The sequence below is a fragment of the Streptomyces sp. NPDC088812 genome, from assembly GCF_044750285.1.
Lineage (GTDB): Bacteria > Actinomycetota > Actinomycetes > Streptomycetales > Streptomycetaceae > Streptomyces.
In genome coordinates, this window is sequence record NZ_JBIVJP010000007.1 from 1 (window position 1) to 26826 (window position 26826).

Annotated in this window: 21 protein-coding genes; 4 read left to right on the forward strand and 17 right to left on the reverse strand. The window is 69.9% G+C overall.

Annotated elements, in window-relative coordinates:
* Positions 1-326: 326 nt before the first annotated feature.
* The 3 genes from ACIP67_RS14075 to thyX form a co-directional block, all read right to left on the reverse strand.
* Positions 327-2012 (reverse strand): ribonuclease J, encoded by a 1686-nt coding sequence (locus ACIP67_RS14075; RefSeq protein ID WP_401691602.1) that lies wholly within the window; start codon positions 2010-2012, stop codon positions 327-329.
* A 142-nt stretch (positions 2013-2154) separates the two neighbouring features.
* Positions 2155-3054, reverse strand: a complete 900-nt coding sequence (dapA, locus tag ACIP67_RS14080) for a 4-hydroxy-tetrahydrodipicolinate synthase (RefSeq protein WP_401691604.1) — start codon at positions 3052-3054, stop codon at positions 2155-2157.
* Positions 3055-3247: 193 nt separating this feature from the next.
* Positions 3248-3988: an FAD-dependent thymidylate synthase gene (thyX, locus tag ACIP67_RS14085; RefSeq protein ID WP_401691606.1), complete on the reverse strand. Its 741-nt coding sequence runs from the start codon at positions 3986-3988 to the stop codon at positions 3248-3250.
* Positions 3989-4201: 213 nt separating this feature from the next.
* On the opposite strand from thyX, the gene ACIP67_RS14090 reads away from it, so the two are divergent.
* On the forward strand, positions 4202-4438 hold the full coding sequence (locus tag ACIP67_RS14090) for a hypothetical protein (protein WP_401691608.1): 237 nt from the start codon (positions 4202-4204) through the stop codon (positions 4436-4438).
* 124 nt (positions 4439-4562) lie between these two features.
* Entirely contained in the window at positions 4563-5117 is a 555-nt protein-coding gene (locus ACIP67_RS14095; protein WP_401691610.1) for a hypothetical protein, read from the forward strand.
* 149 nt (positions 5118-5266) lie between these two features.
* Here ACIP67_RS14095 and ACIP67_RS14100 read toward each other — a convergent pair whose 3' ends face one another.
* The 5 genes from ACIP67_RS14100 to rpsO form a co-directional block, all read right to left on the reverse strand.
* Positions 5267-5725, reverse strand: coding sequence for a hypothetical protein (locus ACIP67_RS14100; RefSeq protein WP_401691612.1), 459 nt, complete (start codon positions 5723-5725; stop codon positions 5267-5269).
* 12 nt (positions 5726-5737) lie between these two features.
* Positions 5738-6490 carry a 4-hydroxy-tetrahydrodipicolinate reductase gene (gene dapB, locus ACIP67_RS14105; RefSeq protein WP_401691614.1) on the reverse strand — a complete coding sequence of 251 codons (753 nt, stop codon included), beginning with the start codon at positions 6488-6490 and terminating at the stop codon, positions 5738-5740.
* A 216-nt stretch (positions 6491-6706) separates the two neighbouring features.
* Positions 6707-8086 (reverse strand): M16 family metallopeptidase, encoded by a 1380-nt coding sequence (locus ACIP67_RS14110; protein ID WP_401691616.1) that lies wholly within the window; start codon positions 8084-8086, stop codon positions 6707-6709.
* Positions 8083-10302 carry a polyribonucleotide nucleotidyltransferase gene (locus tag ACIP67_RS14115; RefSeq protein ID WP_401691617.1) on the reverse strand — a complete coding sequence of 740 codons (2220 nt, stop codon included), beginning with the start codon at positions 10300-10302 and terminating at the stop codon, positions 8083-8085. The genes ACIP67_RS14110 and ACIP67_RS14115 overlap by 4 nt, the downstream gene beginning before the upstream one ends.
* 342 nt (positions 10303-10644) lie before the next feature.
* Positions 10645-10932, reverse strand: coding sequence for a 30S ribosomal protein S15 (rpsO, locus tag ACIP67_RS14120; protein ID WP_004924725.1), 288 nt, complete (start codon positions 10930-10932; stop codon positions 10645-10647).
* Between the two features lie 265 nt (positions 10933-11197).
* On the opposite strand from rpsO, the gene ACIP67_RS14125 reads away from it, so the two are divergent.
* Positions 11198-11491 carry a DUF397 domain-containing protein gene (locus ACIP67_RS14125; protein WP_385075079.1) on the forward strand — a complete coding sequence of 98 codons (294 nt, stop codon included), beginning with the start codon at positions 11198-11200 and terminating at the stop codon, positions 11489-11491.
* Positions 11492-11575: 84 nt separating this feature from the next.
* On the opposite strand, the gene ACIP67_RS14130 is transcribed toward ACIP67_RS14125, so the two are convergent.
* Together ACIP67_RS14130 and eccD are read right to left on the reverse strand one after the other, a co-directional pair.
* The gene (locus ACIP67_RS14130; protein ID WP_401691619.1) at positions 11576-13111 is read right to left on the reverse strand and encodes a PQQ-binding-like beta-propeller repeat protein; all 1536 of its coding nucleotides are present in this window, start codon (positions 13109-13111) and stop codon (positions 11576-11578) included.
* A gap of 226 nt (positions 13112-13337) precedes the next feature.
* Positions 13338-14843 carry a type VII secretion integral membrane protein EccD gene (gene eccD, locus ACIP67_RS14135; RefSeq protein WP_401691621.1) on the reverse strand — a complete coding sequence of 502 codons (1506 nt, stop codon included), beginning with the start codon at positions 14841-14843 and terminating at the stop codon, positions 13338-13340.
* A gap of 314 nt (positions 14844-15157) precedes the next feature.
* Between eccD and eccCa the strand changes: the two genes are divergently transcribed.
* Positions 15158-19129 (forward strand): type VII secretion protein EccCa, encoded by a 3972-nt coding sequence (gene eccCa, locus ACIP67_RS14140; protein WP_401691623.1) that lies wholly within the window; start codon positions 15158-15160, stop codon positions 19127-19129.
* A 334-nt stretch (positions 19130-19463) separates the two neighbouring features.
* Here the strand turns inward: eccCa and ACIP67_RS14145 are convergent, their stop codons facing one another.
* From ACIP67_RS14145 to eccB, 7 genes are all read right to left on the reverse strand, one after another.
* Positions 19464-19766: a WXG100 family type VII secretion target gene (locus ACIP67_RS14145; RefSeq protein WP_401691624.1), complete on the reverse strand. Its 303-nt coding sequence runs from the start codon at positions 19764-19766 to the stop codon at positions 19464-19466.
* 58 nt (positions 19767-19824) lie between these two features.
* Positions 19825-20133, reverse strand: a complete 309-nt coding sequence (locus ACIP67_RS14150; protein ID WP_401691626.1) for a WXG100 family type VII secretion target — start codon at positions 20131-20133, stop codon at positions 19825-19827.
* Positions 20134-20253: 120 nt separating this feature from the next.
* On the reverse strand, positions 20254-21426 hold the full coding sequence (locus ACIP67_RS14155; protein ID WP_401691628.1) for a S8 family serine peptidase: 1173 nt from the start codon (positions 21424-21426) through the stop codon (positions 20254-20256).
* A 124-nt stretch (positions 21427-21550) separates the two neighbouring features.
* Positions 21551-23242: a hypothetical protein gene (locus ACIP67_RS14160; RefSeq protein WP_401691630.1), complete on the reverse strand. Its 1692-nt coding sequence runs from the start codon at positions 23240-23242 to the stop codon at positions 21551-21553.
* Positions 23242-23625 (reverse strand): hypothetical protein, encoded by a 384-nt coding sequence (locus ACIP67_RS14165; RefSeq protein ID WP_401691632.1) that lies wholly within the window; start codon positions 23623-23625, stop codon positions 23242-23244. Before ACIP67_RS14165 ends, ACIP67_RS14160 begins: the two co-directional genes overlap by 1 nt.
* Positions 23626-23889: 264 nt before the next feature.
* Positions 23890-25131 carry a type VII secretion-associated serine protease mycosin gene (mycP, locus tag ACIP67_RS14170; protein WP_401691634.1) on the reverse strand — a complete coding sequence of 414 codons (1242 nt, stop codon included), beginning with the start codon at positions 25129-25131 and terminating at the stop codon, positions 23890-23892.
* Positions 25132-25145: 14 nt separating this feature from the next.
* Positions 25146-26672 (reverse strand): type VII secretion protein EccB, encoded by a 1527-nt coding sequence (eccB, locus tag ACIP67_RS14175; protein WP_401691636.1) that lies wholly within the window; start codon positions 26670-26672, stop codon positions 25146-25148.
* Between the last annotated feature and the right edge of the window lie 154 nt (positions 26673-26826).

Consider the following 26826-nt stretch of genomic DNA (forward strand, 5'->3'; position numbering starts at 1 on the left):
TGTACTCACCCGAGAGACTCTCTCAGGCTTTCCTCCGGGCTTTTCCCTTCGGTCTTGCGTTTCCGACTCTATCAGATCTTTTCTCGATCCGATTTTCTCGGTGCTTTCCAGGTTCCCGCTTTTGTTTCGCGGTTTCCTTTCCGGCGGTTCCGACTTTATCAGAAGTTCTGAGTCGGTTTTCCCGGCCCCTCCCGGGGTGGTCCCTGCATGCTTGAAGCTGCCGGGTTCCCGTTCAGGCGGAGCCGTAAACGTACTGGAGCGGGGCGCCCCGATGCAAATCGAGGGGCCCCGCTCCAAGTCCACGCGGATGACGGGTCGTCCGCGGGTCAGACCTCCACGACGACCGGGAGGATCATCGGCCTGCGGCGGTAGGTGTCGGAGACCCACTTGCCCAGCGTGCGGCGGATGAGCTGCTGCAGCTGGTGGGGCTCGACCACGCCGTCCTGGGCCGAGCGCTCCAGGACTTCGGTGATCTTCGGGAGGACGGCCGAGAAGGCCGAGTCCTCGATGCCCGAACCGCGGGCCTGGACGTGCGGACCGCCCGTGATCTTGCCGGTGGAGGCGTCCACCACGACGAAGACCGAGATGATGCCCTCGTCGCCCAGGATCTTGCGGTCCTTCAGTGCCGGCTCGCCCACGTCGCCGACCGACAGCCCGTCGACGTACACATAACCGGCCTGGACCTTGCCGGAGATCTTGGCCTTGCCCTCGACGAGGTCGACGGCGACGCCGTCCTCGGCGATGACGATCCGGTCGTGCGGCACGCCGGTCAGGGCGCCCAGCTCGGCGTTGGCCCTCAGATGGCGCCATTCGCCGTGGACCGGCATCAGGTTCTTGGGGCGGCAGATGTTGTAGAAGTACAGGAGCTCGCCCGCGGACGCGTGGCCGGAGACGTGCACCTTGGCGTTGCCCTTGTGGACGACGTTCGCGCCCCAGCGGGTCAGGCCGTTGATCACGCGGTAGACCGCGTTCTCGTTGCCGGGGATGAGCGACGACGCCAGGATCACCGTGTCGCCCTCGACGATGCGGATCTGGTGGTCGCGGTTGGCCATGCGGGACAGCGCGGCCATCGGTTCGCCCTGGGAGCCCGTACAGACCAGGACCACCTCGTGGTCGGGGAGGTCGTCGAGGGTGCGGACGTCCACCACCAGGCCCGGCGGGACCTTGAGGTACCCGAGATCACGGGCGATGCCCATGTTGCGGACCATCGAGCGGCCGACGAAGGCGACGCGGCGGCCGTACTCGTGGGCCGCGTCCAGGATCTGCTGGATGCGGTGGACGTGGCTGGCGAAGCTGGCCACGATGATCCGCTTGCGGGCGTTGGCGAAGACCGTGCGCAGGACGTTGGAGATGTCCCTCTCGGGCGGGACGAATCCCGGGACCTCGGCGTTCGTCGAGTCGGCGAGGAGGAGGTCGATCCCCTCTTCGCTCAGACGTGCGAAGGCGTGGAGGTCCGTGAGGCGGTTGTCCAGCGGCAGCTGGTCCATCTTGAAGTCGCCCGTGTGGACCGCCATGCCGGCCGGTGTGCGGATGGCGACCGCGAGGGCGTCCGGGATGGAGTGGTTGACCGCGATGAACTCACAGTCGAACGGGCCGATGCGCTCGCGGTTCCCCTCCGCCACTTCGAGGGTGTACGGGCGGATGCGGTGCTCCTGGAGCTTGGCCTCGATGAGGGCGAGGGTCAGCTTGGAGCCGATCAGCGGGATGTCCGGCTTCTCCCGGAGGAGGTAGGGGACGCCGCCGATGTGGTCCTCGTGGCCATGGGTGAGGACGATGCCCTCGATGTCGCCGAGGCGGTTCCGGATGGACGAGAAGTCCGGCAGGATCAGGTCGATTCCGGGCTGCTCCTCCTCGGGGAAGAGCACTCCGCAGTCGAGGATCAGCAGGCGGCCGCCGTACTCGAAGACCGTCATGTTGCGGCCGATCTCTCCGAGACCGCCCAGTGGGGTGACCCGCAGGCCGCCCTCGGGGAGCGGCGGAGGCGGGCTCAGTTCGGGGTGCGGATGACTCAAAAGACTCTCCTCAACCACACGCGCCACGTACCGGTCGGGCACGTGGCGCGCGTGACGTTCGTGCAGAAGCAGTTGTCGTGTGGAAGGTGCAGGCGCCGGTGGGCCTGCCGTGTTCGGTCGTATTCAGTTGTGAAGTCTGGTGTCAGAGCTGTACCCCGCCCGCGGCAAGATCGATCTTGAGCTGTTCGATCTCTTCGGCGGAGCACTCGACCATGGGGGCGCGCAGCGGGCCCGCGGGCAGGCCCTGGAGGGTGAGGGCGGCCTTCGTGGTCATGACGCCCTGGGTGCGGAACATGCCCGTGTACACCGGGAGCAGCTTCTGGTGGATCTCGGTGGCCTTCTGGACCTCGCCGGCGACGAAGGCGTCCACGAGGGCGCGCAGGTCGGGGGTGACGACGTGGCCGACGACCGAGACGAAGCCGACCGCGCCCACGGAGAGCAGCGGCAGGTTCAGCATGTCGTCACCGGAGTACCAGGCGAGGCGGGAGCGGGCGATCGCCCAGCTCGCGCGGCCGAGGTCGCCCTTGGCGTCCTTGTTGGCCACGATCCGCGGGTGCTCCGCGAGGCGCACGAGCGTCTCGGTGTTGATCGGGACACCGCTGCGGCCGGGGATGTCGTAGAGCATGACCGGCAGCTCGGTGGCGTCGGCGATGGCCGTGAAGTGGCGGTACAGGCCCTCCTGAGGGGGCTTGTTGTAGTACGGGGTGACGGCCAGGAGGCCGTGGGCGCCCGTCTTCTGCGCCGCGTGCGCCAGCTCGATGCTGTGGCGCGTGTCGTTGGTGCCGACGCCGGCCACGACGTGGGCCCGGTCGCCGACGGCCTCCAGGACGGCTCGTACCAGGTCCGATTTCTCCGCGTCGCTGGTGGTCGGGGACTCGCCGGTGGTGCCGTTGACGATCAGGCCGTCGTTGCCTGCGTCCACCAGGTGGGTGGCGAGCCGCTGTGCGCCGTCGAGGTCGAGTGCGCCGTCTGCCGCGAAGGGCGTGACCATGGCGGTGAGGACCCGCCCGAAGGGGGTCTGCGGAGTGGAGGTCGGAGCCATGGGTAACACGCTACTCGTTGCTCAGGGCGGGGTCTGCCCTCGGGGCGGGCGACAAGTCGTGACAAAGGTGGAGCCCGGCACTGCCTGCTCGGGGGTTCAAGCAGTGCCGGGTCCGTTTGATCAGGCTAGATGAACTTCCGCAAATGCCGCAATACGGACACTTCACACGGATGATCCGTACATACGTCTTCGATCACGGGGCGACACGGCCGTTGGCGTTGAAGGCCGCGTAGGTGAGGGGCATGAGCCTGGCCCACTCGGCCTCCATCTTCTCGCCGACCATCTCGATCTCCCGCTGCGGGAAGGACGGGACCTTGGCCAGTTCGTGCTGGGTGCGCAGGCCCAGGAAGTGCATCAGGGAGCGGGCGTTGCAGGTGGCGTACATCGAGGAGAACAGGCCGACGGGGAGGACCGCGCGGGCGACCTCGCGGGCGACACCGGCGGCGAGCATCTCCTGGTAGGCCAGGTACGCCTCGCGGTACGAGTCCTCCATGGTGCGCTCGACCAGCTCCTGCTGGGCCTCGGTGCCCTCGACGAAGACGTACTTGCCGGGGCGGCCCTCCTGGACGAGCTTGCGGGAGGCGTCGGGGACGTAGAAGACGGGCTGGAGCTCCCGGTAGCGGCCGCTCTCCTCGTTGTACGACCAGCCGACGCGGTGACGCATGAACTCGCGGAAGACGAAGATCGGGGCGCTGATGAAGAAGGTCATCGAGTTGTGCTCGAAGGGGCTGCCGTGGCGGTCCCGCATCAGGTAGTTGATCAGGCCCTTCGAACGCTCGGGGTCCTTGTTCAGCTCGTCCAGGGACTGCTCGCCGACGGTCGAGACGCGGGCGGCGAACAGCACGTCGGCGTCGGACGCGGTGTGCTTGACCAGTTCGACGGTGACGTCGCTGCGGGTGAAGATCTTGGATTCGTCGACGGGCCTGTCGGTCACAGTGCGGAGGTCCTTCCGGGTCGGCTTGAACGCGGCGTCAACTCTACGGGGGTGCCGGGGGCGGGTCCTCACGGGCATGCCTCGGATTCGTCCGGGACGTCTCGTGAAATGGGGCACGTTTTCGGGCACCCGGTCGTCTGTATCAGTGATGCGTATCGGTGACACGTACCGGTGACGACGTCCACGCGACTTCCCAAGGAGGACTGACCCATCATGTTCCGTCGGCGCGAGTCCGTACCCTTCGCCTTCCTCGCCGAAGCCGACAGGTTCCGCAGCAATGTCGCCCCGCCGCCCCGGGAGCGGTCCTCCGTCGGGCAGATAGCCGGGCGCTGGCTGCTGGGGCTCACCATCGTGGCCGCGCTGGTGGGATCCCTGGTCATCGGGATGCCGGCGCTGTCCCAGGACCAGTCCGCACGGACGCAGCAGTCGCAGGCGTCGGAGGGACGCTGACTCCTCCGCCGTCCTCCGAAGGGTGCGGGAGTACTCCCACGGGACCCCGAAGGTGGTGGGGACGGGCGGGGGGCGGATAGCCTCTCCGGGCACAGCCCACGCATGGATCGAGTGAGGACCAGCCGTGCCCCTGTCCTTCCTGGCGGCCGACCGCGCCTTCGAAACGGTGGACGACGTCGCGTTGCCCTTCGACGACCGTGACCACTGGCGGCGCCCCTATCGTCCCGGGCCCTGCCGTGTCGGCGCGGCCGCGCTGTGTCTGCTGCTCGCCTCCTACGTGCTGTTCGCGGCGGTCGTGATCGCGCTGACCAGTTCGGTGTCGGAGGCCGGCGTGATCTTCGGCGTCTCGCTGCTGGTGATCGCCGCCGCGCTGCGACTGCTGCGGATGGGCGTATGGGTGAGTGCGCGCGGGCTGCGGCACGTGGGCTTCCTCCGCACCCGGACGGTGTCCTGGGGCCGGGTGGCGGCCGTACGGACCGTGCAGCAGCCGGTGCGCTGGCTGGGTCTGCCGCGGACCGTGCAGGGCCAGGCCCTGACGCTGCTGCGGCGGGACCGCGCGACGGACGGTGCCCTGCCGCTGCTGACCACGCACGGGGCCGACTTCTTCGGACGGGTCGAGGCCTTCGACCGGGCCGCGGACGCGGTGGAGGCCTGGGCCGAGGAGTACGGGCCGCACTGAGCCCGGAGGCGTACGGCGAGGGGCCCGACCGGCGCGTGTGCCGGTCGGGCCCCTCGCCGTCGACCTCCGGGTGCGTGTGTCCGTGCCCACTGCCCGGGCCCGGCCTTCGGGTGCCTGTCCGTGCCCTCTGCCCGGGGGTGCCGTCCGTTTCAGGGGGAGGACGGGTGCCGTGCGCTCCCGTGCAGGCTGATCGCGTGTTGCATGGCCTTGCGGGCGCGCGGGGTGTCCCGGGCGTCGTGGTACGCGACGGCGAGGCGGAACCAGGTCCGCCAGTCGTCGGGGGCGGCTTCCGTCTCGGCCTTGCGCCGGGCGAAGACCTCGTCGGCGGAGTCGCGGTCGATCCGGCCGCCGGGGGTGCGCTTGAGCTCGTCGACGGGCAGACCGCCCTCGGCGTCGAGTTCGGCGGCGAGCCGGTTGGCGCGGCGGACGAACTGGGTGTTCTTCCACAGGAACCAGACGCCGATGACCGGCAGGATCAGCACCGCCACGCCGAACGTGACGGTCAGGACCGTGCCGGACTGGATGAGCATGACGCCGCGGGTGCCGACCAGGAGGAAGTAGACGACCAGGACGGCGGCCGTGAGGGCGTAGGAGAGCTTTGCGCGCATGACGGTCGGGGCTCAGTTCAGGTCGAGGAAGTGTTCCAGGCCGAAGGTCAGGCCCGGGGTCGTCACCACACGGCGGGCGCCCAGCAGGATGCCCGGCATGAAGCTGCTGTGGTGCAGGGAGTCGTGCCGGACGGTGAGGGTCTCACCCTCGCCGCCCAGCAGGACCTCCTGGTGGGCGAGCAGGCCGCGCAGGCGGACGGCGTGGACGGGCACGCCGTCGACGTCCGCGCCGCGGGCGCCGTCCAGGGCCGTCACCGTGGCGTCCGGCGCCGGGGCGGAGCCGGCCCTGCGGCGGGCCTCGGCGATGAGCTGGGCGGTGCGGGTGGCGGTGCCGGAGGGGGCGTCCACCTTGTTCGGATGGTGCAGCTCGACGACCTCGACGGACTCGAAGTACGGGGCGGCGATCTGTGCGAACTTCATGGTCAGCACGGCTCCGATGGAGAAGTTCGGCGCGATGAGCACGCCCGTCTCCGGCGACTCGGCCAGCCAGCCCTTCAGCTGCGCGAGGCGCTCGTCGGTCCAGCCGGTGGTGCCGACGACGGCGTGGATGCCGTGCCGTACGCAGAATTCGAGGTTGTCCATGACCGAGGCCGGGGTGGTCAGCTCGACGACGACCTGGGCGCCGGTCTCGGCCAGCGTCTCCAGCTTGTCACCGCGGCTGAGGGCCGCCACCAGTTCCAGGTCCTCGGCGGCCTCGACCGCCCGAACCGCCTCGGACCCGATCCGGCCCTTGGCGCCGAGGACCGCCACGCGCAGCTTGCTCATCTGTTGCTTCCTTACCGAGGGTGCTTTTCCGGAGGTGATCACTGGTGGTGATCACTGGTGGTGATCACTGGTGGTGATCACTGGTGGTGATCACTGGTGGTGATCACTGGTGGTGATCACTGAGGGCTGAGGGGTGACTCACCGGGGGTGCTCACCGAGAGGTGGTCCGACCGGTGGTCACCGAAGGGTCTGCCGAGGACGTGCGGGCCGCTGGTGTCAGGCCACGGCGTCGTGCAGACGGGCCGCCTGTTTGTCCTTCAGCGGGCCGATGACCGACAGCGACGGCCGCCGTCCCAGGACGTCGCGGGCCACCGAGCGCACCTCGTCCGGGGTGACCTCCGCGATGCGGGTCAGCATGTCGTCGACGGACATCTGCTCGCCCCAGCACAGTTCACTCTTGCCGATGCGGTTCATGAGCGCGCCGGTGTCCTCCAGGCCGAGGACGGTGGAGCCCCTGAGCTGGCCGACGGCGCGGCCGATCTCCTCGTCGGACAGGCCGTGCTCGGCGACGTGGTCGAGCTCGTCGCGGCAGATCTTCAGCACGTCGTGCACCTGGCTGGGCCGGCATCCGGCGTACACCCCGAACAGGCCGCAGTCGGCGAAGCCGGAGGTGTACGAGTAGACGCTGTAGGCCAGGCCGCGCTTTTCGCGGACCTCCTGGAAGAGCCGCGAGGACATCCCGCCGCCGAGGGCGGTGTTCAGGACGCCCAGGGCCCAGCGGCGGTCGTCGGTGCGCGAGAGGCCGGGCATGCCGAGGACGACGTGCGCCTGCTCGGTCTTGCGGCCGATCAGTTCGACGCGGCCCGCGGTGCGGAGCGCGCGCCGGCCGTCACGCGGGGCGATGGGGGTGGCGTCGAGGTCCTTGAGGGCGCCCGCCTTCTCGAACGCGGCGCGCACCTGGCGTACGACCTTGTTGTGGTCGATGTTGCCGGCGGCGGCGACCACGAGGTGGGTGGGGTCGTAGTGCTTCTTGTAGAAGCGGCGGATGCGGTCGGCGGTGAGGGCGTTGACGGTGTCGACCGTGCCGAGGACCGGGCGGCCGAGGGGGTTGTCGCCGAACATCGTGTGCGCGAACAGGTCGTGCACGCAGTCGCCCGGGTCGTCCTCGGTCATGGCGATCTCCTCGAGGATGGCGCCGCGCTCGACGTCGACGTCCTCCTCCAGGATCAGGGAGCCGGTCAGCATGTCGCAGACGACGTCGATGGCGAGCGGCAGGTCGGCGTCGAGCACGCGCGCGTAGTAGCACGTGTACTCCTTCGCCGTGAACGCGTTCATCTCGCCGCCGACCGCGTCGAGGGCGGAGGAGATGTCCAGGGCCGACCTGCGGGTGGTGCCCTTGAAGAGCAGGTGTTCCAGGTAGTGCGTGGCGCCGTTGAGGGACGGGGTCTCGTCGCGGGAGCCGACGTGCGCCCAGATGCCGAAGGTCGCGGAGCGGACCGAGGGCAGGGTCTCGGTGACGATGCGCAGGCCGCCCGGGAGGGTGGTCTTGCGGACCGTGCCGATACCGTTCTCGCCCTTGATCAGCGTTTGGGTACGGGCGACGGCCCGCGCCTCCGAAGAGGTGCGGGCCGTCGCCTTGGAGCTACGGGACGTCACTGCTCGGCGTCGTCCTTCTTGTCGTCGTCGGCTTCTTCGCCCTCGATCACGGGCACGAGGGAGAGCTTGCCGCGGGAGTCGATCTCGGCGATCTCGACCTGGACCTTGTGGCCCACGCCCAGCACGTCCTCGACGTTCTCCACGCGCTTGCCGCCGGCGAGCTTGCGGATCTGCGAGATGTGCAGCAGACCGTCCTTGCCCGGGAGCAGCGACACGAACGCACCGAAGGTCGTCGTCTTCACGACGGTGCCCAGGTAGCGCTCGCCGACCTCCGGCATGGTCGGGTTGGCGATCGAGTTGATCGTGGCGCGGGCGGCCTCGGCCTGCGAGCCGACCTGGGCACCGATGTAGATGGTGCCGTCGTCCTCGATCGTGATCTCGGCGCCGGTGTCCTCCTGGATCTGGTTGATCATCTTGCCCTTGGGGCCGATGACCTCGCCGATCTTGTCGACCGGGATCTTCACGGTGATGATCCGCGGCGCGTTCGGGGACATCTCGTCCGGCGTGTCGATCGCTTCCATCATCACGTCGAGGATGTGGAGGCGGGCGTCACGGGCCTGCTTGAGGGCGGCGGCCAGGACGGAGGCGGGGATGCCGTCCAGCTTGGTGTCGAGCTGGAGGGCGGTGACGAACTCCTTGGTGCCGGCGACCTTGAAGTCCATGTCGCCGAAGGCGTCCTCCGCACCGAGGATGTCGGTGAGGGCGACGTAGTGCGTCTCGCCGTTGATCTCCTGGGAGATCAGGCCCATGGCGATACCGGCGACGGGGGCCTTCAGGGGCACACCGGCGTTCAGCAGCGACATGGTGGAGGCGCAGACCGAGCCCATGGACGTCGAGCCGTTGGAGCCGAGGGCCTCGGACACCTGACGGATCGCGTAGGGGAACTCCTCGCGCGTCGGCAGCACCGGCACGATGGCGCGCTCGGCGAGGGCGCCGTGGCCGATCTCGCGGCGCTTGGGGGAGCCGACGCGGCCGGTCTCGCCGACCGAGTACGGCGGGAAGTTGTAGTTGTGCATGTAGCGCTTGCGGGTCACCGGGGAGAGGGTGTCCAGCTGCTGCTCCATGCGGAGCATGTTGAGGGTGGTGACACCCAGGATCTGGGTCTCGCCACGCTCGAACAGCGCCGAGCCGTGCACGCGCGGGATGGCCTCGACCTCGGCGGCGAGCGTACGGATGTCCGTGACGCCGCGGCCGTCGATGCGCTTCTTCTCCTTGATCACGCGCTCACGGACCAGCTGCTTGGTGAGCGAGCGGTACGCGGCGGAGATCTCCTTCTCGCGGCCCTCGAACTCCGGCAGGAGCTTCTCGGCGGCGAGCGCCTTGACGCGGTCCAGCTCGGCCTCGCGGTCCTGCTTGCCCGCGATGGTCAGCGCGGAGGCGAGCTCCGGGCGGACGGCGGCGGACAGCGCCTCCAGGATGTCGTCCTGGTAGTCGAGGAAGACCGGGAACTCGCCGGTCGGCTTGGCGGCCTTCGCGGCGAGGTCGGCCTGGGCCTTGCAGAGCACCTTGATGAAGGGCTTCGCGGCGTCCAGACCGGAGGCGACGACCTCCTCGGTCGGCGCCTCGGCGCCGCCCTCGACCAGCTGGATGGTCTTCTCGGTGGCCTCGGCCTCGACCATCATGATCGCGACGTCGCCGTCCTCGAGGACACGGCCCGCGACGACCATGTCGAAGACGGCGTCCTCGAGCTCGGTGTGCGTCGGGAAGGCGACCCACTGGCCGTTGATCAGCGCGACGCGGACGCCGCCGATCGGGCCGGAGAAGGGCAGACCGGCCAGCTGCGTGGACGCGGACGCGGCGTTGATCGCGACGACGTCGTACAGGTGGTCGGGGTTGAGCGCCATGATGGTGGCGACGACCTGGATCTCGTTGCGCAGGCCCTTCTTGAAGGACGGGCGCAGCGGACGGTCGATGAGGCGGCAGGTGAGGATGGCGTCCTCGGAGGGGCGGCCCTCACGGCGGAAGAAGCTGCCGGGGATCTTGCCAGCGGCGTACATCCGCTCCTCGACGTCCACCGTCAGGGGGAAGAAGTCGAGCTGGTCCTTGGGGTTCTTGGAGGCGGTGGTGGCCGACAGCACCATGGTGTCGTCGTCCAGGTACGCCACGGCGGAGCCGGCGGCCTGCTTGGCCAGGCGGCCGGTCTCGAAGCGGATGGTGCGGGTGCCGAAGGAGCCGTTGTCGATGACGGCCTCGGCGTAGTGGGTCTCGTTCTCCACTAGCGTTTTCTCCGTTACTTGTCGTCTTTCGTCCCTCGGCTGCCCGTGTGGCAGGGGGACGGTGGCGGAGAAGCGCTCCGTGCGGTGCGGGCCGGTCTTCGATCGAAGCACCCGGGGCTCGCTTCCCCCCGGGGGCCACTACCGAGGACCGGCGGCGGCTAGGTGCGCTCCTCCTCGTTCTGGTGTCGTGCGTGGTACTGCGTGGTACTGCGTGATGGTGCGTGGTGTGATGTGCGTCGTGCTACCACACTACAAAGCGTGAGTGACACTCCGCACGTTTCCGTACGTACAGCAAAGGGAGCGGCCCCCGATCGTCACGGGAACCGCTCCCTTCACGGCGTCTTACTTGGCGCCCGCCGCACCACGGCGGATGCCGAGGCGGTCGACCAGCGCACGGAAGCGCTGGATGTCCTTCTTCGCCAGGTACTGCAGCAGCCGGCGGCGCTGACCGACCAGGATCAGCAGGCCACGGCGGGAGTGGTGGTCGTGCTTGTGGGTCTTGAGGTGCTCGGTCAGGTCGGAGATCCGACGGGACAGCAGAGCGACCTGGACCTCGGGGGAGCCGGTGTCGCCCTCCTTGGTACCGAACTCGGAGATGATCTGCTTCTTCACTGCGGCGTCGAGCGACACGCGTACTCCTCGAAGATGTTGGATGCCCACCGAGCGCCCCCGGTCTGCGTCTCGGGGGAGCTTCCGTTACTCGGGAGGCGGGGATCCGCTGGGCGCGGCCTCCGGAGCGGGCGCTCCGGGGGTGCGTACACAGACGGCCGTCACCCACAGTACCAGCAGGCCGGGACCGCTCCGGCACCGGTCGCCGAACCGGGTCGGCGGCACGGGCACTGCCGCTAGGGTGACGGGTTGGATCATCCGTGCGTCGGGAAGGGGTCGCCGCGCCATGGCGGACGAAACGAACGAGGACGTCAGGGCCCGCAAGGAACGGGAGCGGGACGAGCTGTACGCGCTCGACATCTCCGGGGTCGAGTGGCAGTGCGCGCCGGGTACGGAGGAGCAGGAGGAGCGCGTGGAGATCGCGTACCTGCCGGGCGGGGCCGTGGCGATGCGGTCGTCGCTCGACCCGGACACCGTGCTGCGGTACACGGAGGCGGAGTGGCGGGCGTTCGTGCTGGGCGCGCGGGACGGGGAGTTCGATCTTGAGCCGGCGCCGCACAATGGGGGGCTGGACGTGTAGGCGGCCCTGGTACGGCAGTGGGGAAGCAGCCCGCCGGGGGCCTTCCCCGCCGCCGTGCACCCGGGCACGGCAACGGCCGTACGGCTACTGCTTCTTCGTCGCCTGGCTCTCGATGCCGAGGACGAGATAGACCCACTTCGGCTGGTCGGCGGCCGGGCCGGTGGCGGATCTGACGCCGAAGAAGAGACGGCCGTTCTGGACGATGACGTCGTTGAAGTCGATCGAGGTGAAGTTCTCGGCCTCGGCCGACAGCTCGAAGTAGAAGTACGGCGTCTCCTTGCCGGTCTCCGGGTCGAGGCTGACGAGTGCGGTGGGCGAGAGGTGGTCCTGGCTCTCGCGGAGGGCGAGGAGCCGGCCGCCGCTCATGCGCACCGGGATCAGCAGCGTGTTGGCGCCGGACTCGAACTTCTGCGTACTGTCCCCGGTCGCCAAGTCGAAGCCGATGATCCAGTTGGAGGTGGTCTTCTCGATGACGTCCTTGCTGCGCACGAAGACCTGGCCGTCACCCACGGCGATGGTCGGGCAGTCGTCGATCACGATGTAGTCGGTGGAGTACGAGCAGTCCCCCACGTACGTGCCGTTGCGGAGGCTGATGGTGGCACGGTTCTTGCCGTCGGCGTCCAGCGAGAGCAGCTCGGTGAAGCCGGTCTCCCCCGCGGAGACGGCGAGGACGACAGGGTCGGTGGACGGGACCGCAACCTGGCGCACGCCCTTCGCCGCGGAGTAGGTCCACAGGGTGCGCCCCGTGGCCAGGTCCACCTCGCGCACCTTGTACGTGATGCGTTCCCAGGAGTCGACGGCCAGGCTCTCGTCGTCGCTCCAGCACTCCTCGCGCACCAGGAGCGCGCCCCCTCCGGCGGCGCCCCCGTCGTGGCAGGCGCCGGTGTTCGAGGTGCTCCACCGCTTCGTGCCGTGGTCCATGCCGTAGGCGACGGTGCCGCGTCCCCACGTCACGGCGACGGTGTCGTGCGTCAGGGTCACGCTCGGCGGGTCCTGGACGCTGCCGTTGCGGGGAGTGCCCGTGGTGGTCCCGATGGCCGCGACGGGGAAGTCGTGCGACCAGATCCTGCGGCCGTCGTCGAGGTCGAAGAAGACGACGTGGTCGCAGAAGGCCTCCTCGTCGGTGCTCGCGCGGTACAGCACGGCGGTGCGGTTCTCGTTGGTGACATGGCGGGTGTAGCCGCAGATCGGGCCGTCGAGGGCCAGCTTCCACTTCTCGTCCCCGGGCGAGGCGTCAGTGCCGAGGCGGAAGCCGACCAGCGTCTTGTTGATGCCCTTGGCGAGGATCTTGTCCGTGGCCCACATGCCGGGCATCTCGTAGCTTTCCTCGGGGGTCATGTCGTCCACGGAGAGGCGGAAGGCCATCGTGCCGACGGTGCCGGCGGGCGGCTCCTCCACCGATTCCCGGACGTCGAGGCGTCCCTGGGCGGAGGGCGTGTCCGTCGGGCTCTTCGACCCCACGGAGCCGGCGCCCCAGAGGAACCAACCGCCGGTGCCCAGTGCCGCGACGAGGACCACGGCCAGAGACCACAGCAGCGCCCTCCGGCGTCGCCCGGTCCGGACGGCCTCGGCGGTCATGGCGGACTGGGTGTAGACGGACGGGGGCGGGCCGAAGCTCACTCGACGTTCCTTTCCGTGCACTGCGCTCGAGCGGCCGCGCGGCCGGCGGGCCTTCCGGCTGGGCGGTGAACCGATTCTGCGCTCGGCCGGGCGGTGCTCAGCCGCACGCGGCCACGCGCCCGGACGGCGTTCAGGGTTCAGGCGGTCGACCGTGCCCGGCGCCGCAGCCGGTCGGCCGCCGTTGTCCGCGGCACACTCCGACGGGCGCCGGACGGTGGCGCCGCGGTCAGCTCGTCATCGACCGGACGGCCGTGTACACGTCGAAGACGGCCAGCGCCAACGGGACCAGCGTCAGCAGGACGAAGCCCTCGGCGATTTCCAGGAAGCGCCCCCAGAACGGGGTGACCCCGCCCCGGGAGGCGATCAGGCCGACGGCGGTGATGATCGCGGACGCCGCCGCGATCGCCGCGACGAGCCAGATCGTGCGGATGTCGAGGTCGGTGCGGTCACCCGTCAGGGCGTCACGGAACACGGACAACGGCGGGTTGAGCGCCAGACCGAGCCCGAGGAGCACGAGGGAGCCGAGGCCGGCGGCCAGCAGGGGGGCGACCTGGGCGGTGTACCGGAAGAGACCGGCGCGCATCAACAGGGCGATGCCGACGGCCAGCGCGAGCAGCTGGGCCCAGACCCCGTCGGAGAAGCCGAGCACGGCGCAGGCGCCGGCCACGACCGCCGCGCAGCCACCGACCAGGCCGACGAGGAGCTCGTGGCCACGGCGGGCCTGGGCGGCGATCCGTTCCACGTCGACCGGCTCCTGCGGGGCCGGATCGGCGCCGTAGGAGCTGCGGGGAGCGGCGTCCGGGGCGTCGAATCCGATGGGCAGCCGGGCGAAGCGCATGGACAGGCCGGGCAGGAAGGCCAGCGCGCCCACCGCGACGGGCGCGCACAGGGCAGCGGTCTCGGCCGGCGACCAGTGGAGGAGGATCGCCGCGAACACCGCCGCCAGACCGACGCCGGAAGCGACCGCGCCGGCGACGAAGGGCGCGTCGCCGCCGGGGGAGCACAGGGTGAGGAGGACTGCGGCGAGCAGGACCGCCGCGCAGGCCAGGAGGAACTGGAGCTTGCCGATGCCCTGGCCGTCGGCGAGCGGGAGGAGGCCGGAACCCGCCACACCGACGTTCGGCAGCGCGCCCAGCCCGAGGGCGACGGCCGAAGGCCGGTCGTCGTAGACGCGGGCCCGTACGCAGGCGAGGGCGACCAGCAGGACGCCGGTGACCGCGGCGAGGACGCCGGGCAGCGAGTGCATGTCGTGGCGTGGGTCGCCCGTCCAGGCGACGAAGGCGAGCAGGGCCGGCAGGACGCCTCCGCCGACGAGGCCCGCGGCGCGGGTCAGGTCGCCGCTCCACAGGGTGTGTTCGCGCGTCACCGCCGAGGCGATCGCCTCGGACACGTCGTCGTGGACGGCCGGGGGCAGCGACTCGGCGAAGGGGCGCAGGGTGAGGAGTTCGCCGTCGAGGATGTGCTGGGCGGCGAAGGAGCGCGAACCGTCGAGGACCCTGCCGTCCCGGCGCACCAGGTGGTAACCGACCGGGGCGCCCTCGGCGGGGCTCTGCCGGGAGAGCCTGAGGATCTCCGGATAGATGTCGACGACGGGGATGTCGTCGGGCAGGGCGACGTCGATCCTGCTGTCGGGCGCGACGATCGTGACCCGGCAGAAGCCGAGGCCCGTCCGGGAGGCGGCTCCCGTCCCGTGCCCTCCCCCGGTGGCTGCCGCGGAGGCCGTGATGCTCACCTGCTGCTCCCCCTCAGTGATGGTCCCGCGTCGGTGGTGTGAAGAATTCACGCCGGTTCGCGCCCCGCGGTGCCGGTGGTTACGGCCGGGCGGTGGAACCGACGCCGTCGAGCGGCCGTCGAGCGCCGAAGCATCCCGATTCTCGCGGAATGTCCCCGCCTCCACGGCCCCTGCCGCATGTGCTCACGCGAACATCCGGCACCCTACCTCCCTCTCGTCCCACGAGAAGTCAGTAGGATCGCGCGGCGGCCTGCGTCCGCCTGACACGGGGTTGGCGGACCTACTTCCGGGGCCGGCAAGGGAATTGGTGAGCAGTGAGCCACATCGTCGTGAAGCGTCCTCCGAGGTCGCTGCCGTCCGAGGTGCCCACGGGCGAGATCGCCGTGCAGCCTCCGCCCGAGCTGCCTCGGGGGCATCAGGAGAGCGTGCTGATGCAACTGCTGCCGACCCTCGGCATGGGCGGCTCGGTGGTCTTCTTCTTCACGAGCGGGCAGCCGTTCATGAGGATCATGGGCATGGTGATGATCGCCTCGACGGTGGCCATGTCCGTCGCGATGGTGGTCCGCTTCCGTCGCGGCTCCCAAGGGCAGTTGGCGGACATGCGCCGGGATTACCTGGGCTACCTGGCGCAGACCCGTCGCACGACCGCGGCCACGGCCACGGCGCAGCGGGACGCGCAGTACTATCTGCACCCTTCCCCCGAGCAGTTGTGGGCGCTGGTCGCCGAGGGCAGCCGGGTGTGGGAACGGCGGCCCGGCGACGAGGACTTCGCCCAGGTCCGGGTCGGCCTGGGCGCCCAGACGCTCGCCACGCCGCTCATCGCGCCGGAGACCGGCCCCGTCCAGCAGCTGGAGCCGTTGACCGCGGGTGCCCTGCAGCGTTTCCTCGCTGTCCACGGCACCCTGGACGACCTGCCGATGGCCGTCTCCCTGCGGGCCTTCTACCACGTGACGGTCAGCGGCGAGCCACAGTCGGTACGCTCCTCGGTCCGGGCCCTGGCCGGTTCGCTGGCCGCGCTGCACTCCCCCGAGGACCTGGTCGTCGTCATCGCGGCGGGCCGGGACGAACTGGCCCACTGGGAGTGGGCCAAGTGGCTGCCGCACGTGCAGGCGCCGGACTCCGTGGACGGTGCGGGCAGCCGCCGGCTGATCGGCGGTGACGCTCGTGAACTGGAGAATCTGCTGTCGTCCCGGCTCACCGGCCGCCCCCGCTTCCACCCCGGCGCCGCGCCCCTGCCGGACGAGCCGCACATCGTCATGGTCCTCGACGGCCTCTCGCTCCCCCCGGACTCGCTCCTGGCCAACCCCGAGGGCCTCCAGGGCGTGACGGTCCTCGAGGTCGTGCCCGGCGAACTGACCGGGGCGGGCGGTGACCTGGACATCGTCGTACAGCCGGGCGCACTGCACCTGGAGTCGGGGCACGGTGTGGTCTACGAGGGGACGCCCGACGTCCTGTCGTACGAGGCCGCCGAGGTGCTCGCGCGGCAGCTGGCGCCGCTGCGGATGGCGTCCGGCGGCGACGACGACGAACCGCTGCTGGCCAACCTGGAATTCACCGACCTGCTGAACCTGGGCGACGCGGCGTCCGTCGACCCGCGGCGCACCTGGCGGCCGCGTTCGCTGGCGGAGCGGCTGCGCGTGCCGATCGGCGTCGGCGAGGACGGCCGTCCCGTCATGCTCGACCTGAAGGAGGCGGCCCAGGAGGGCATGGGCCCGCACGGCCTGTGCGTGGGCGCGACCGGTTCCGGCAAGTCCGAGCTGCTGCGCACCCTGGTGCTGGGCCTGGCCGTCACCCATTCCTCGGAGACCCTGAACTTCGTCCTCGCCGACTTCAAGGGCGGCGCGACCTTCGCCGGCATGGCGCAGATGCCGCACGTCGCGGCCGTCATCACCAACCTGGCCGACGACCTGACCCTGGTGGACCGCATGGGCGACTCCATCCGCGGTGAGCTCAACCGGCGTCAGGAGATGCTGCGGGACGCCGGCAACTACGCCAACATCCACGACTACGAGAAGGCTCGGGCGGCGGGCGCGCCGCTGCAGCCCATCCCCTCCCTGGTCCTGGTGATCGACGAGTTCAGCGAACTGCTGACGGCGAAGCCCGATTTCATCGAGATGTTCGTGCAGATCGGCCGTATCGGCCGCTCGCTCGGCGTCCACCTGCTGCTGGCTTCCCAGCGCCTGGAGGAGGGCCGCCTGCGCGGCCTGGAGACGTATCTGTCGTACCGCGTCGGTCTGCGGACGTTCTCGGCGGCGGAGTCGCGCGCCGCGCTCGGCGTGCCCGACGCCTACGAGCTGCCGAACGTGCCGGGTTCGGGCTTCCTGAAGTTCGGCACGGACGAGATGGTGCGGTTCAAGGCGGCCTACGTCTCCGGCGTCTACCGTTCGGTCCCGCAGCGGACCGGGCCGGCAGGTGCGGCGCTGCCGGTGGACCGGCGGCCGGTGCTGTTCACGGCGGCCGAGGTGCCGGTGCGGTACGCGCAGGTGCCCCAGCAGCGGACCGCGGCGGACGAGCCCGAGGTCGACGAGGCCCTCGCGGACACGGTCCTCGACGTGATCGTGCGCCGGCTGGAGGCGCAGGGTCCGGCGGCGCACCAGGTGTGGCTGCCTCCGCTGGACAGCCCGCCGTCGCTCGACGCGCTCCTGCCGGGACTCGCCGCGGTGCCGGGCCGCGGCCTCACACAGCCCGGCTACGAGGGCGCGGGCCGTCTGGTCGTTCCGGTCGGGCTGGTGGACAAGCCGTACGAGCAGCGTCGCGACGCCCTCTGGGTGGACTTCTCCGGCGCGGCCGGCCACATGCAGATCCTGGGTGGCCCGCAGTCCGGCAAGTCGACGCTGGTGCGCAGCCTGATCTGCTCCTTCGCCCTGACCCACACGCCGTACGAGGTGCAGTTCTACGGCCTCGACTTCGGCGGCGGCGGTATGGCGGCCGTGGCCGGGCTCCCGCACGTCGGCGGGGTGGCCTCGCGCCTGGACCCGGAGCGGGTGCGGCGCACGGTGGCCGAGGTGTACGGCGTGATGACCCGCCGCGAGGAGTACTTCCGGTCGGCGGGCATCCCGTCGATCGGCGACTTCCGGGCGCGGCGGGCACGGGGTGAGATCTCGGTGACGGACCAGCCCTGGGGCGACGTCTTCCTGATCGTCGACGGCTGGGGCAACTTCCGCGCCGACTACGAGACCCTGGAGCCGATCGTCCTGGAGATGGCGGCGCGCGGTCTCGGCTACGGCATCCACGTCGTCGTGACGGCCTCGCGTTCCATGGAGGTCCGGTCGAACATGAAGGACCACCTGATGAACCGCCTGGAGCTGCGGCTCGGCGACACGATGGACTCCGAACTGGACCGCAAGATCGCCGCGAACGTCCCGGCGGGGGTCCCGGGCCGCGGTCAGTCGCCGCAGAAGCTGCACTTCATGGCGGCGGTGCCGCGCATCGACGGGCTGGCCTCGGACACGGACCTCTCGGACGCCACGCAGGCGCTGGCGGCGGAGGTCACCCGCCACTGGCAGGCGCCGCCCGCTCCCGAGGTGCGGCTGCTGCCGCGGGAGTTCCCCGCCGCGGAGTTGCCGGCGGGCGACCGGTTCCCGCAGCAGGGTGTCGCCTTCGCCCTCGACGAGAACAACCTCGAACCGGTCTTCGTCGACTTCGAGCAGGACCCGTTCTTCCTCGTCTTCGGCGAGAGCGAGTCGGGCAAGTCGAATCTGCTGCGGCTGCTGATCAGGCAGCTGACGGAACGCTATTCCGGCGACGAGTGCAAGCTGTTCGTCGTCGACAACCGGCGCTCCCTGCTGGACGTCACCCCGGCCTCCCACCTGGCCGAGTACATTCCGATGTCCAACGCCATGGAACACCACATGTCCGCCCTCGCCAACCTGATGCAGCGCCGCACACCGACCGCCGAGGTGACCGCGCGGGAGCTGCGGGACCGCAGTTGGTGGCGGGGCCCGACGGTGTTCGTCGTCATCGACGACTACGACCTCGTGGCGACGTCCAGCGGAAACCCGTTGGCCGGTCTCACCGAACTGCTCCCCTTCGCCCGGGACGTGGGCGTCCGCTTCATCATCGCCCGCTCCACGGCCGGCGCGGGCCGCGCCTCCTACGAGGCGTTCATGCAGCGCATCAAGGAACTCGGCGCGCAGGGCGTGGTGCTCGCGGGCGATCCCGGAGAGGGAGACCTCCTCGGCGGGATCCGGCCCCGGCCGATGCCCGCGGGGCGCGGGATCTTCGTCTCGCGGCGGCGGGGGAAGCCGTTGGTGCAGGTGGGATTGGCGCCGGAGGGCGTCTACTGAGGCGGTGCCGCCGGGGGTAGCCCCGGTGGGTGATCGGCGGGCCCGGGAGGGAGCCTCCTGGGCCCGCCGATCGTGTGTCCGGGGGGACTGCCTCCCCAGCCACCGATCACGTGTCCGGGAGGACTGCCTCCCCAGCCACCGATCACGTGTCCGGGATGCGCCGTACCTACGGTGCCGTGTCGGCCGTACGAGGAGGCAGGGCTGTGGACGCTCCTCGCCCGGCGTGGGCCGGGCGGAAGGCACCGCGCGTCGGCGTCCCGAGCCGGTACCGCGGGTACGGCAAAGGGTGGGCACCTCCCGCGCGTACCCACCCCGTCGAACCATGCCGCCGGCATCACATGAAGTAGCTGGCGCCCTTCAGGTCACCGCCACGGTAGTCACCGCCGGCGGTGTGGACCTTCTGCGAGATCTGGAGCAGCGCCGCGTGGATGGCCCGGGCGTGCTCGTCCCACTTCTTGGTCTTCTTCTCGAACTCGCTGTACGCCTCGCCGCCCCAGCCCGCGGACACCTTCAGCACGGCCTGCTTCAGGGCCTCGAGGTCGTCCTCGAGCTTCTTGGCCTGGTCGCCGAGCTCTGTGGCGAGCGCGTCCATCGTGCCGTACGTGACGGCAAGCTCGTCGTAGTGGGCTCCGGACATCTTGTTCCTCGTTTCTCAGAAGATGGTGTGACGGGGGCTCTGCTCCGTCGACGGCTCGTCAGTAGCTGTTGAGAGCCGAGGTCTTACCACCGAGGTCCTCGGTCGAGATCTTGTTGAGGTCGGCCTCGATCTGGTCCTCGAGGTTGCGCTTGTCGGTCGCGGTCATGTGGATGCCCTCGAGGAAGTCGTCGAGCATCTTGCCGATGGAGACCATGCGGCCGTTGATCTCCGTCTGCTTCGCGTTGAACGCGTTGGCGCCCCGGCCCGTCCAGGCCTTCTCGATCATGTCGATCGTGCCCTGCAGCTTCGCGAGCGACTGCCGGATGTTGTCGTAGCGATCGATGACTTCGGTCTGAAGTTGCTTCACGTCGCTGTCATTGAGCTTGCGGTCGACCATGTCGGCACTCCCTTTCGTAGCAGCTGTGGTGTGTTGGAACGGTGTAGGTCACTGCTCGGTCGTGGACAACCGGTCAGTCGGCGTGAGCCGTCATGCTCCTCGGCGCGAACGGATCACCGCGAAGGCACCGGCCCCGATCACCAGGACGGCGCCTGCGGCTCCGAGGGCCACCCACAGGGTCGTGTTGTCGGACGGCTCCGAGCCCGATCCTGCAGCCGAAGCCCGGCCGCCAGAAGTGTCCTGGGAAGCTTGTGACGAGGTTGAGGCGGAAGGGGCGGGCGAGTCGTCACCCGTGACGCCCGTCACGTTCTCCTTCGCGAGCGGGTCGGTGCCGGCCGCACCGGGGTCGTAGTCGCTGTCCTCCAGCACCTTGCGGGGCCGGATCAGCCCGTAGCCGAGGTACGTGCTCGGGTCGTCCTTCGCCCAGTCACGTCCGGCGGTGTCGATCAGGCTGGCGAGAACCTGGTTGGCCGTCCAGTCGGGGTGCGCGGACCAGATGAGGGCGGCGGAGGCGGAGGCTATGGCGGTGGCTTGGCTGGTGCCCTGGCTCGGGCAGTACGACTGGAAGGTGTTGTCGCACCACGTGGGGACGTCCAGGCCGGGGGAGGCCAGGTCGACGTAGTTGCCGTACTCGGAGAACTTCCCGACGGTGCCGGACTCGTCCGAGGCGGCGATGCCGACTACGTAGGGGTAGGCGGCTGGGTATCCGATGAAGTTCTTTTCCTGGGCGTCGTTGCCGGTGGCGGCAATCATCAACTTACCCTTGGATTCTGCGTACTTGATCGCCTCGAGATCCTCCGACCTTTCAATGTCCTCACCGATGGACATGCTGATGATCTTGGCGTCGCTATCAGCGATCGCCTTGATCACAGCCGCCAGCCCAGGGGCTTTCTCTTTCTCGCTCTCGCTCTTCATGTCCTTCATGACGACCCGATAAGGAACGATCTTCGCGCCGGGAGCAAGACCCTTCAGACCGCCATCTGCACCGGTCCCGGCGATCAGTTCCGCCATGCTGGTTCCGTGCCCGTCCCAGTCCTCGGTCGCCTTATAGCCGACGGCCTCGGGCACCTCGTCAGCGAGTACCTGGCCCTTCAGTGAGGAAGTGTTGGGGTTGACTCCTGTATCGACAACCGCTACTTTGACGCCTTTGCCGGTACTTACCTTCCACATCTCGTCGGCCTTCATCGCCGACAGGTACCACTGCTGGGACTGGACGTCCGTGGCCGCCGCGCTCGGAGCCAGACCTGCCGACAGGACGGCCAAGGCGCCAAGCGCTGAACAGACGGCGGAAACCCGTCTCCCGTTCCGTCCCGCGATAGGCGCGCTCCACCTGTCGCGCCGGCTGCTCCCTGCCACCATGACTCTGTTCGTCCTCGCTCTTGTCCGGTCAGTCGGTCGACGACGCCCCGTCGCGCCGCTCGTCACGGCGCGCACGCGTCTTGCCAGAACCCTTATCGCTCACGGGACCTCGCGTCGCGCCGATGCCGCCAGGGGTGTGTCCGCCGTTCCTGGGCCCGGAAGCTCGTTCTTTCGGCGCTCCGACCACGCCACCAGGACTGCCAAGAGGGCGGCCAGGTGTCTGTCCCGAGCCTGCCGTCGAACCCGGTGCCTTGATCACCCCACGCTGGCCCGGCCTTTCGCCCGTGCCACGCGAGGTGGGTGCGTTCTGACCTCCGATGACGGTGCCCCGCGGCACCCTGGAGCCGGTGGCGCCAGGGGCAGTTCCCTTGACGGGCTTCCCGCCGACGACGCCATCGGTGGTCCGTCCGATGCCCCCGCGGCCGGCGCCCGTACGCCCCGGGCTCGTGGCACCGTTCCCGGCGACAGGACCGCGTGGGACGCCATTGGCCTTGCCGGCCGCCGTTCCGGCAGCCCTCGGCACTCCACCGACCACGCCTCGACCTGCGGCGCCGGACGCACGGCCGCCTGTCTGCCCTGACACGGCAGCACGTCCGACCGGGCCGGTGCCACCGGTTCCGGTACGTCCCGCCGACGTACCACCGGCTCGCCCCTGCGCCGAGGTGGGCGTCCTGGTCGCGGACACTCCACCGAAGCCCGAGGTGCGCCCGACCTGCCCGCGCGCCGCAGGGGGTACTGCAACGGGGGCGAAGGGAGGGGTCGTCCCCACGGGTGTGACGTTGGGAGTCGTCGACGGCGACGTGACGGGCGTCGACTTGATGGTCTCCTGCGGCGGCAACGTACCGACGCTGTCGATCTCCGTGCCGACGTGCTGCGCTGGAGAGCTGGCAGAGTCGTCCACTCGCTGGCCGGATGACGACAGGTTCTCCGCATGCGCTTGCCTCGCGGCCGCGTCTACGGAGTACTGCGGCGTGGTTACCGCATGACTCACGGTCTTCAGGGACCCTTGGTCCGGCTGCTCATCCCTCGGGGTGATGCCCGGTGCCGGCTGAGGCACCCCCACACTCGGCATCTTAGGAAACACCGGCTCCTCGGCCGACTGCATCGTCCCGCTCGACACCGTGTAGAACGACGCCAGGCGGTACATCTGGTTGATGGCTTCCTGCCGGTGGCTCTCCGCCTTCACCGCCGCCGTGTACTCGTCGTTGGTGTCGACCTGCTTGACCACCGGGATCTCGTCGACCGTCTTGGGGTCGGTGCGGTTGTCGCGCGGGGGCATGGACTTGCGTACGGAGGCCAGGCCGGAGCTCGCGGCCATGACCTGGGTGCCGACCACGTCGGTGTAGGAGGCGAGGGAGAGAGCGGTGGTGACCAGGTCGGTGCCCCAGTTGTAGAAGGCGGTGTGGGCCTCGCCCTCCCAGTCGACGTCGCCGAGGTTGCGGCTGAGTTCGTTGGCGGCGTCGTTGATGGCGTCGCGGGCCGCGACCAGGGCCGTGCCCGCGCTCTCCAGCAGCTCCGGGCTCGCGGACTCGACGATGTCGATCATCTGGTTGAGCTCGTGGTTCTCGAAGCTGGTCTTGCCGAAGTGGATGCCCCTGGTGGACCCGAAGGGGCTCACGATCCGGGTCATGTCCGTGACCGCGTCGAGGGTGTCGTTCTGCCGGGCGGCGTCCTGGTGTTCCGCCTGGTAGAGGTCCGGCTGCTTCCTGTCGCCGCTCATCAGTACCCCGCGTCGGTGTGGTCGGCGTCGTTGTCGCGCTTGATCTGCTCGTGCAGCATCTCGTCGCGGTCCTGGTTGACCTCGGCACGGATCTCGTGGAACCGGTACCGCAGGTCCTCTTCGAGGTTGTCGAAGGTGACGTCCACGCCGTGGACGGCGATGTACATCGCCTCGAGTTGCAGGCCGAGCGACTTGGACAGTGACGTGATGCGTTCGTGGACGCGCTCGTACTCCAGGTGGAGGGTCTTCGCCTCCGGGAAGTTCCCAGTGCCGAACGAAGTCTGCGACAGGCTGTGCGCGGCGACCTTCGACGAGCCGCCCGCCGACTCCTCGAAGACCTTGAGCAGGTCGTCCACCCGCTCCTTGAACTTCGAGAGCGCCATCAGCCCACGCCGTACATCGGCGGATCCCCCGCCCGTGTCCGCAGGAAGCACGAAGCTTTCCCTCCCCGTTGTCTGCTGCTGTCCTGAGCAGCCCACGCTCCTCAAGTGTTCATGACTGCAACACGACCACTCTAATGACTGGGTACGACAGTCCCAACTTCCTTATGCGACAGGTGTGCTATAGCCGCTCGAAGCTTCACTGGTCCTTCACGTTCGGCGGCCCGCGGTCCGGGGGCCGTGCTCGGTCCGTGACCGCTTCTACTTCTACTCCGCCCCCGCGACCCTCCGCGCCCGCCGCCGCGCGTCCCGGATCGCGACCGCCGTGCCGCCGAACCCCGCGACGAGCACCGCCGCCGCCACGGCCACGTACGTGGCGAGGCGGGCGTTGCGTTCGTCGGCGGTCTCGCCCACCTGGAGCTTCGCGGCGGTGGGGGCCTCGGCCCGGGTGAGACCCTCCTGGGGGTCGGGGGACTCCAGGGGGTGGTCGTCCTCGGTGAGGGCGCGGACGGGATCGACCACGCCCCAGCCGACCAGACGGTCGTGGCCGGCGATCGTGCGCTCCGCGGTCTGTTCGATCTGGGCCACGACCTGGCGGGCGGTCCAGTCCGGGTGCTTCGCTTTGATCAGCGCCGCGACGCCCGCGACGTACGGCGCGGAGAAGCTCGTACCGTTGTCGGAGCAGTGGCCGCCCTGGGGGACCGTCGAGATCATGTCGACGCCGGGGGCCGCCACGCCGACGAAGTCGCCGGACTGGGAGAAGGAGGCGCGTTCGTTGTTGCGGTCGGAGGCGGCGACGGCCAGGACGCCGTCGTAGGAGGCGGGGTACGTCTCCTTGACGTTGCCGCCGACGCCGTCGTTGCCGGCCGACGCCACGACGACGATCTTCTGGTCGAGGGCCTCGTCGATCGCCTTCTCCAGGTCGGAGGTGGGCTTCACCGCGTTCGAGGTGTCCTGGGAGATGTTGATGACCGCGGCTTTGGCCTGGATCGCGTAACGGATCGCGGTGGCCAGGGTCTCGGTGGTGCCGTGGCCCTCCGCGTCGTTCTGCTGGATCGGGATGATCGTCGCCTCGGGGGCCAGTCCCACGAAGCCGGTTCCGTCGGCGGGGCGGGCGGCGATGATGCCGGCGACCTTGGTGCCGTGACCGACGGTGTCCGTCGTGCCGTTCTCCTTGCCGCGCTCGATCGGCTCGCCGTCCTCGTCCTTGAGGTTCTTCGGCAGGAGGTTGCGGCCGCTCGCGGCATCGACCGCATCGGTGAGCTGCGGGTTCTGCACGTCCACACCCGTGTCGATGACGGCCACCCGCACCCCCTTGCCCCTGGACTGGCTCCACAGCTCCTCCAGGAGGACGCGCTGGAGGGACCAGGGACGGCCGGAGTACAGGCCGTTGGGGAACTGGCACTGGTCCGAGTAGGGCAACGTGTCCGCGGCGGCCGCGGGGGGTGCCAGGACCGTGGCCGTGGTCAGCAGGCTCGCGGCCGCCGCGAGCGCCGTGCGCAGCACCATCGTCGGTGTCCTCCTCACGAGCCCTGCGGCTGGCGTGCCGCGGCCGTCGACAGACGCGGGCCCGTGGGCAGGAACTCCGACCACGCGGTGGGGATCGGCGCGGCGTCCACGTCCTTGTAGCCGAGGCGCGTCTGGGCCTGCTGGGCCTCCTGCTGGAGTTGCTCGCGCTCCTTGGCCGTCGTGCCGATGCCCGCGTCGTCCGTGGCGCTGTCGGCGTTGGACTGCAGGACGTAGCGCAGGCCGGTGTCGGTGACGAGGAAGACGGGGCCGTCCTTGGTCGCCTGCCCCTGGAACTGGCGGTAGAGCTGGCCGGAGCCCGGTGTGACGTAGGCGCTGGAGGAACCGGACGGCAGTTTCTCCGGGAAGTCCGTGCCCACCCAGGTGCTCAGGGTGGTGGCGCCGGTGTCGGCGTTCACTCCGCGCAGGACGTTGCAGACCGTGCTGCGGCTGCCGGAGGCCGTCGACGCCTCGTTGACGGGCGTGGGGTCCCCGGTCGGCCAGCGGTGCTCGGTGCCGAACTCCTTGCCAGGGACGATCGCGCCGGGGCTGACCTCACGGGCCTGCCCGGCCTGGTCGAGCCCGGCGAGCTCCTCGCTGAACAGCAGCAGCTGGGCGACGAAGGCGGAGACGGGGGCGACTTGGCCGGGCAGCACGACGTAGTACTGCTCCGTGTTGTTGTCGAACGCCTTGAGGACCATGCCGACCCTGTTGGCCGAGTCGTCCAGCCGGCCCGGCGCGCCGGCCGCGGTGCCCGGCTGCCCGTCGATGCCGGGGAAGGTGATGGCGTCGCCCTGGTGCAGGGTCGCCAGCCACTCCGCGGACACCCGCTGCGGCTGCCGGCCCGAGCCGACCAGGGCGCGCAGCAGCAGTTCGTCGCTCGCGTCGACGGCGTACGCTCTGCCGTCCGCGTCGACGACGTAGCGCTTGCCGTCGGGGTCCGCCACGTAGAGCAGCTGGCCGCCGGTGAGGCGGCCCTTGCCGTCGGTGACCTTCATGTCGCGGGTGGAGAGCACCAGGGCGGCCTTCTGGACGGAGTCGCCGCCGCCCGCGCCCGGGCGCTCGCAGACCACCCAGCGTTTCGCGGTGCTCGCCTCGGACGCCGAGGGCAGCCGGTCGGGGGCGTACGGGATGCCGATGGTGACTCCGTGCGGGATGTCGCCGTTGTCGAGGACGGACTCGGCGACGGTGACGACATCGCCCTCCCCCGCGTCGAGGAGCAGCTTGGCGGAGGCCATGTTGAGGACCGGGTGCAGCTGGACCTGGCCGTCGGTCTTGAGCACGACGTAGCGCGTGGTCGAATCGCTGGCCACGATCACCTTGGCGTTGGGGGTGTCCCAGCCCGTCGGCGCGGTCGGCTTGAGCATGCCCCACGCCCCGAAGACGGCCATCACGATCACCCCCACGATGACGCTGGGCACAACCGCGCGCAGCGGTCTCGGCGCCCCCTCCTCCGAACCGTCGGTCGACGACTGCAGGAAGGCCGCGAGGGTACGGCGCTTCGCGAAGGTGTAGGCATTGAGCTGATCGCGCCGGGATGCCATCTGTCTGTGTCTCTCCCCGTTTCCCGTCCTGGCCGCACTCGCGGGGCCAGCTCCCCGCCCCCGATGTCAGAGCGGCCCCCTACTATGCCTGGTGTCCGCGGGGATTTGGGGAGCGGGTAGGGTTCCCGGGCCGTCAAGTGCCCTGTGCGGTGCG

Bases quoted from the DNA above. Each gene is read 5' to 3' on its own strand.
- ACIP67_RS14125 (WP_385075079.1), top strand. From the start codon at position 11,198: ATGGCGGACGAAACGAACGAGGACGTCAGGGCCCGCAAGGAACGGGAG.
- ACIP67_RS14090 (WP_401691608.1), top strand. From the start codon at position 4,202: ATGTTCCGTCGGCGCGAGTCCGTACCCTTCGCCTTCCTCGCCGAAGCC.
- ACIP67_RS14160 (WP_401691630.1), bottom strand. From the start codon at position 23,242: ATGAGCGGCGACAGGAAGCAGCCGGACCTCTACCAGGCGGAACACCAG.
- ACIP67_RS14165 (WP_401691632.1), bottom strand. From the start codon at position 23,625: ATGGCGCTCTCGAAGTTCAAGGAGCGGGTGGACGACCTGCTCAAGGTC.
- eccB (WP_401691636.1), bottom strand. From the start codon at position 26,672: ATGGCATCCCGGCGCGATCAGCTCAATGCCTACACCTTCGCGAAGCGC.
- ACIP67_RS14100 (WP_401691612.1), bottom strand. From the start codon at position 5,725: ATGCGCGCAAAGCTCTCCTACGCCCTCACGGCCGCCGTCCTGGTCGTC.
- dapA (WP_401691604.1), bottom strand. From the start codon at position 3,054: ATGGCTCCGACCTCCACTCCGCAGACCCCCTTCGGGCGGGTCCTCACC.
- dapB (WP_401691614.1), bottom strand. From the start codon at position 6,490: ATGAGCAAGCTGCGCGTGGCGGTCCTCGGCGCCAAGGGCCGGATCGGG.
- mycP (WP_401691634.1), bottom strand. From the start codon at position 25,131: ATGGTGCTGCGCACGGCGCTCGCGGCGGCCGCGAGCCTGCTGACCACG.
- ACIP67_RS14145 (WP_401691624.1), bottom strand. From the start codon at position 19,766: ATGTCCGGAGCCCACTACGACGAGCTTGCCGTCACGTACGGCACGATG.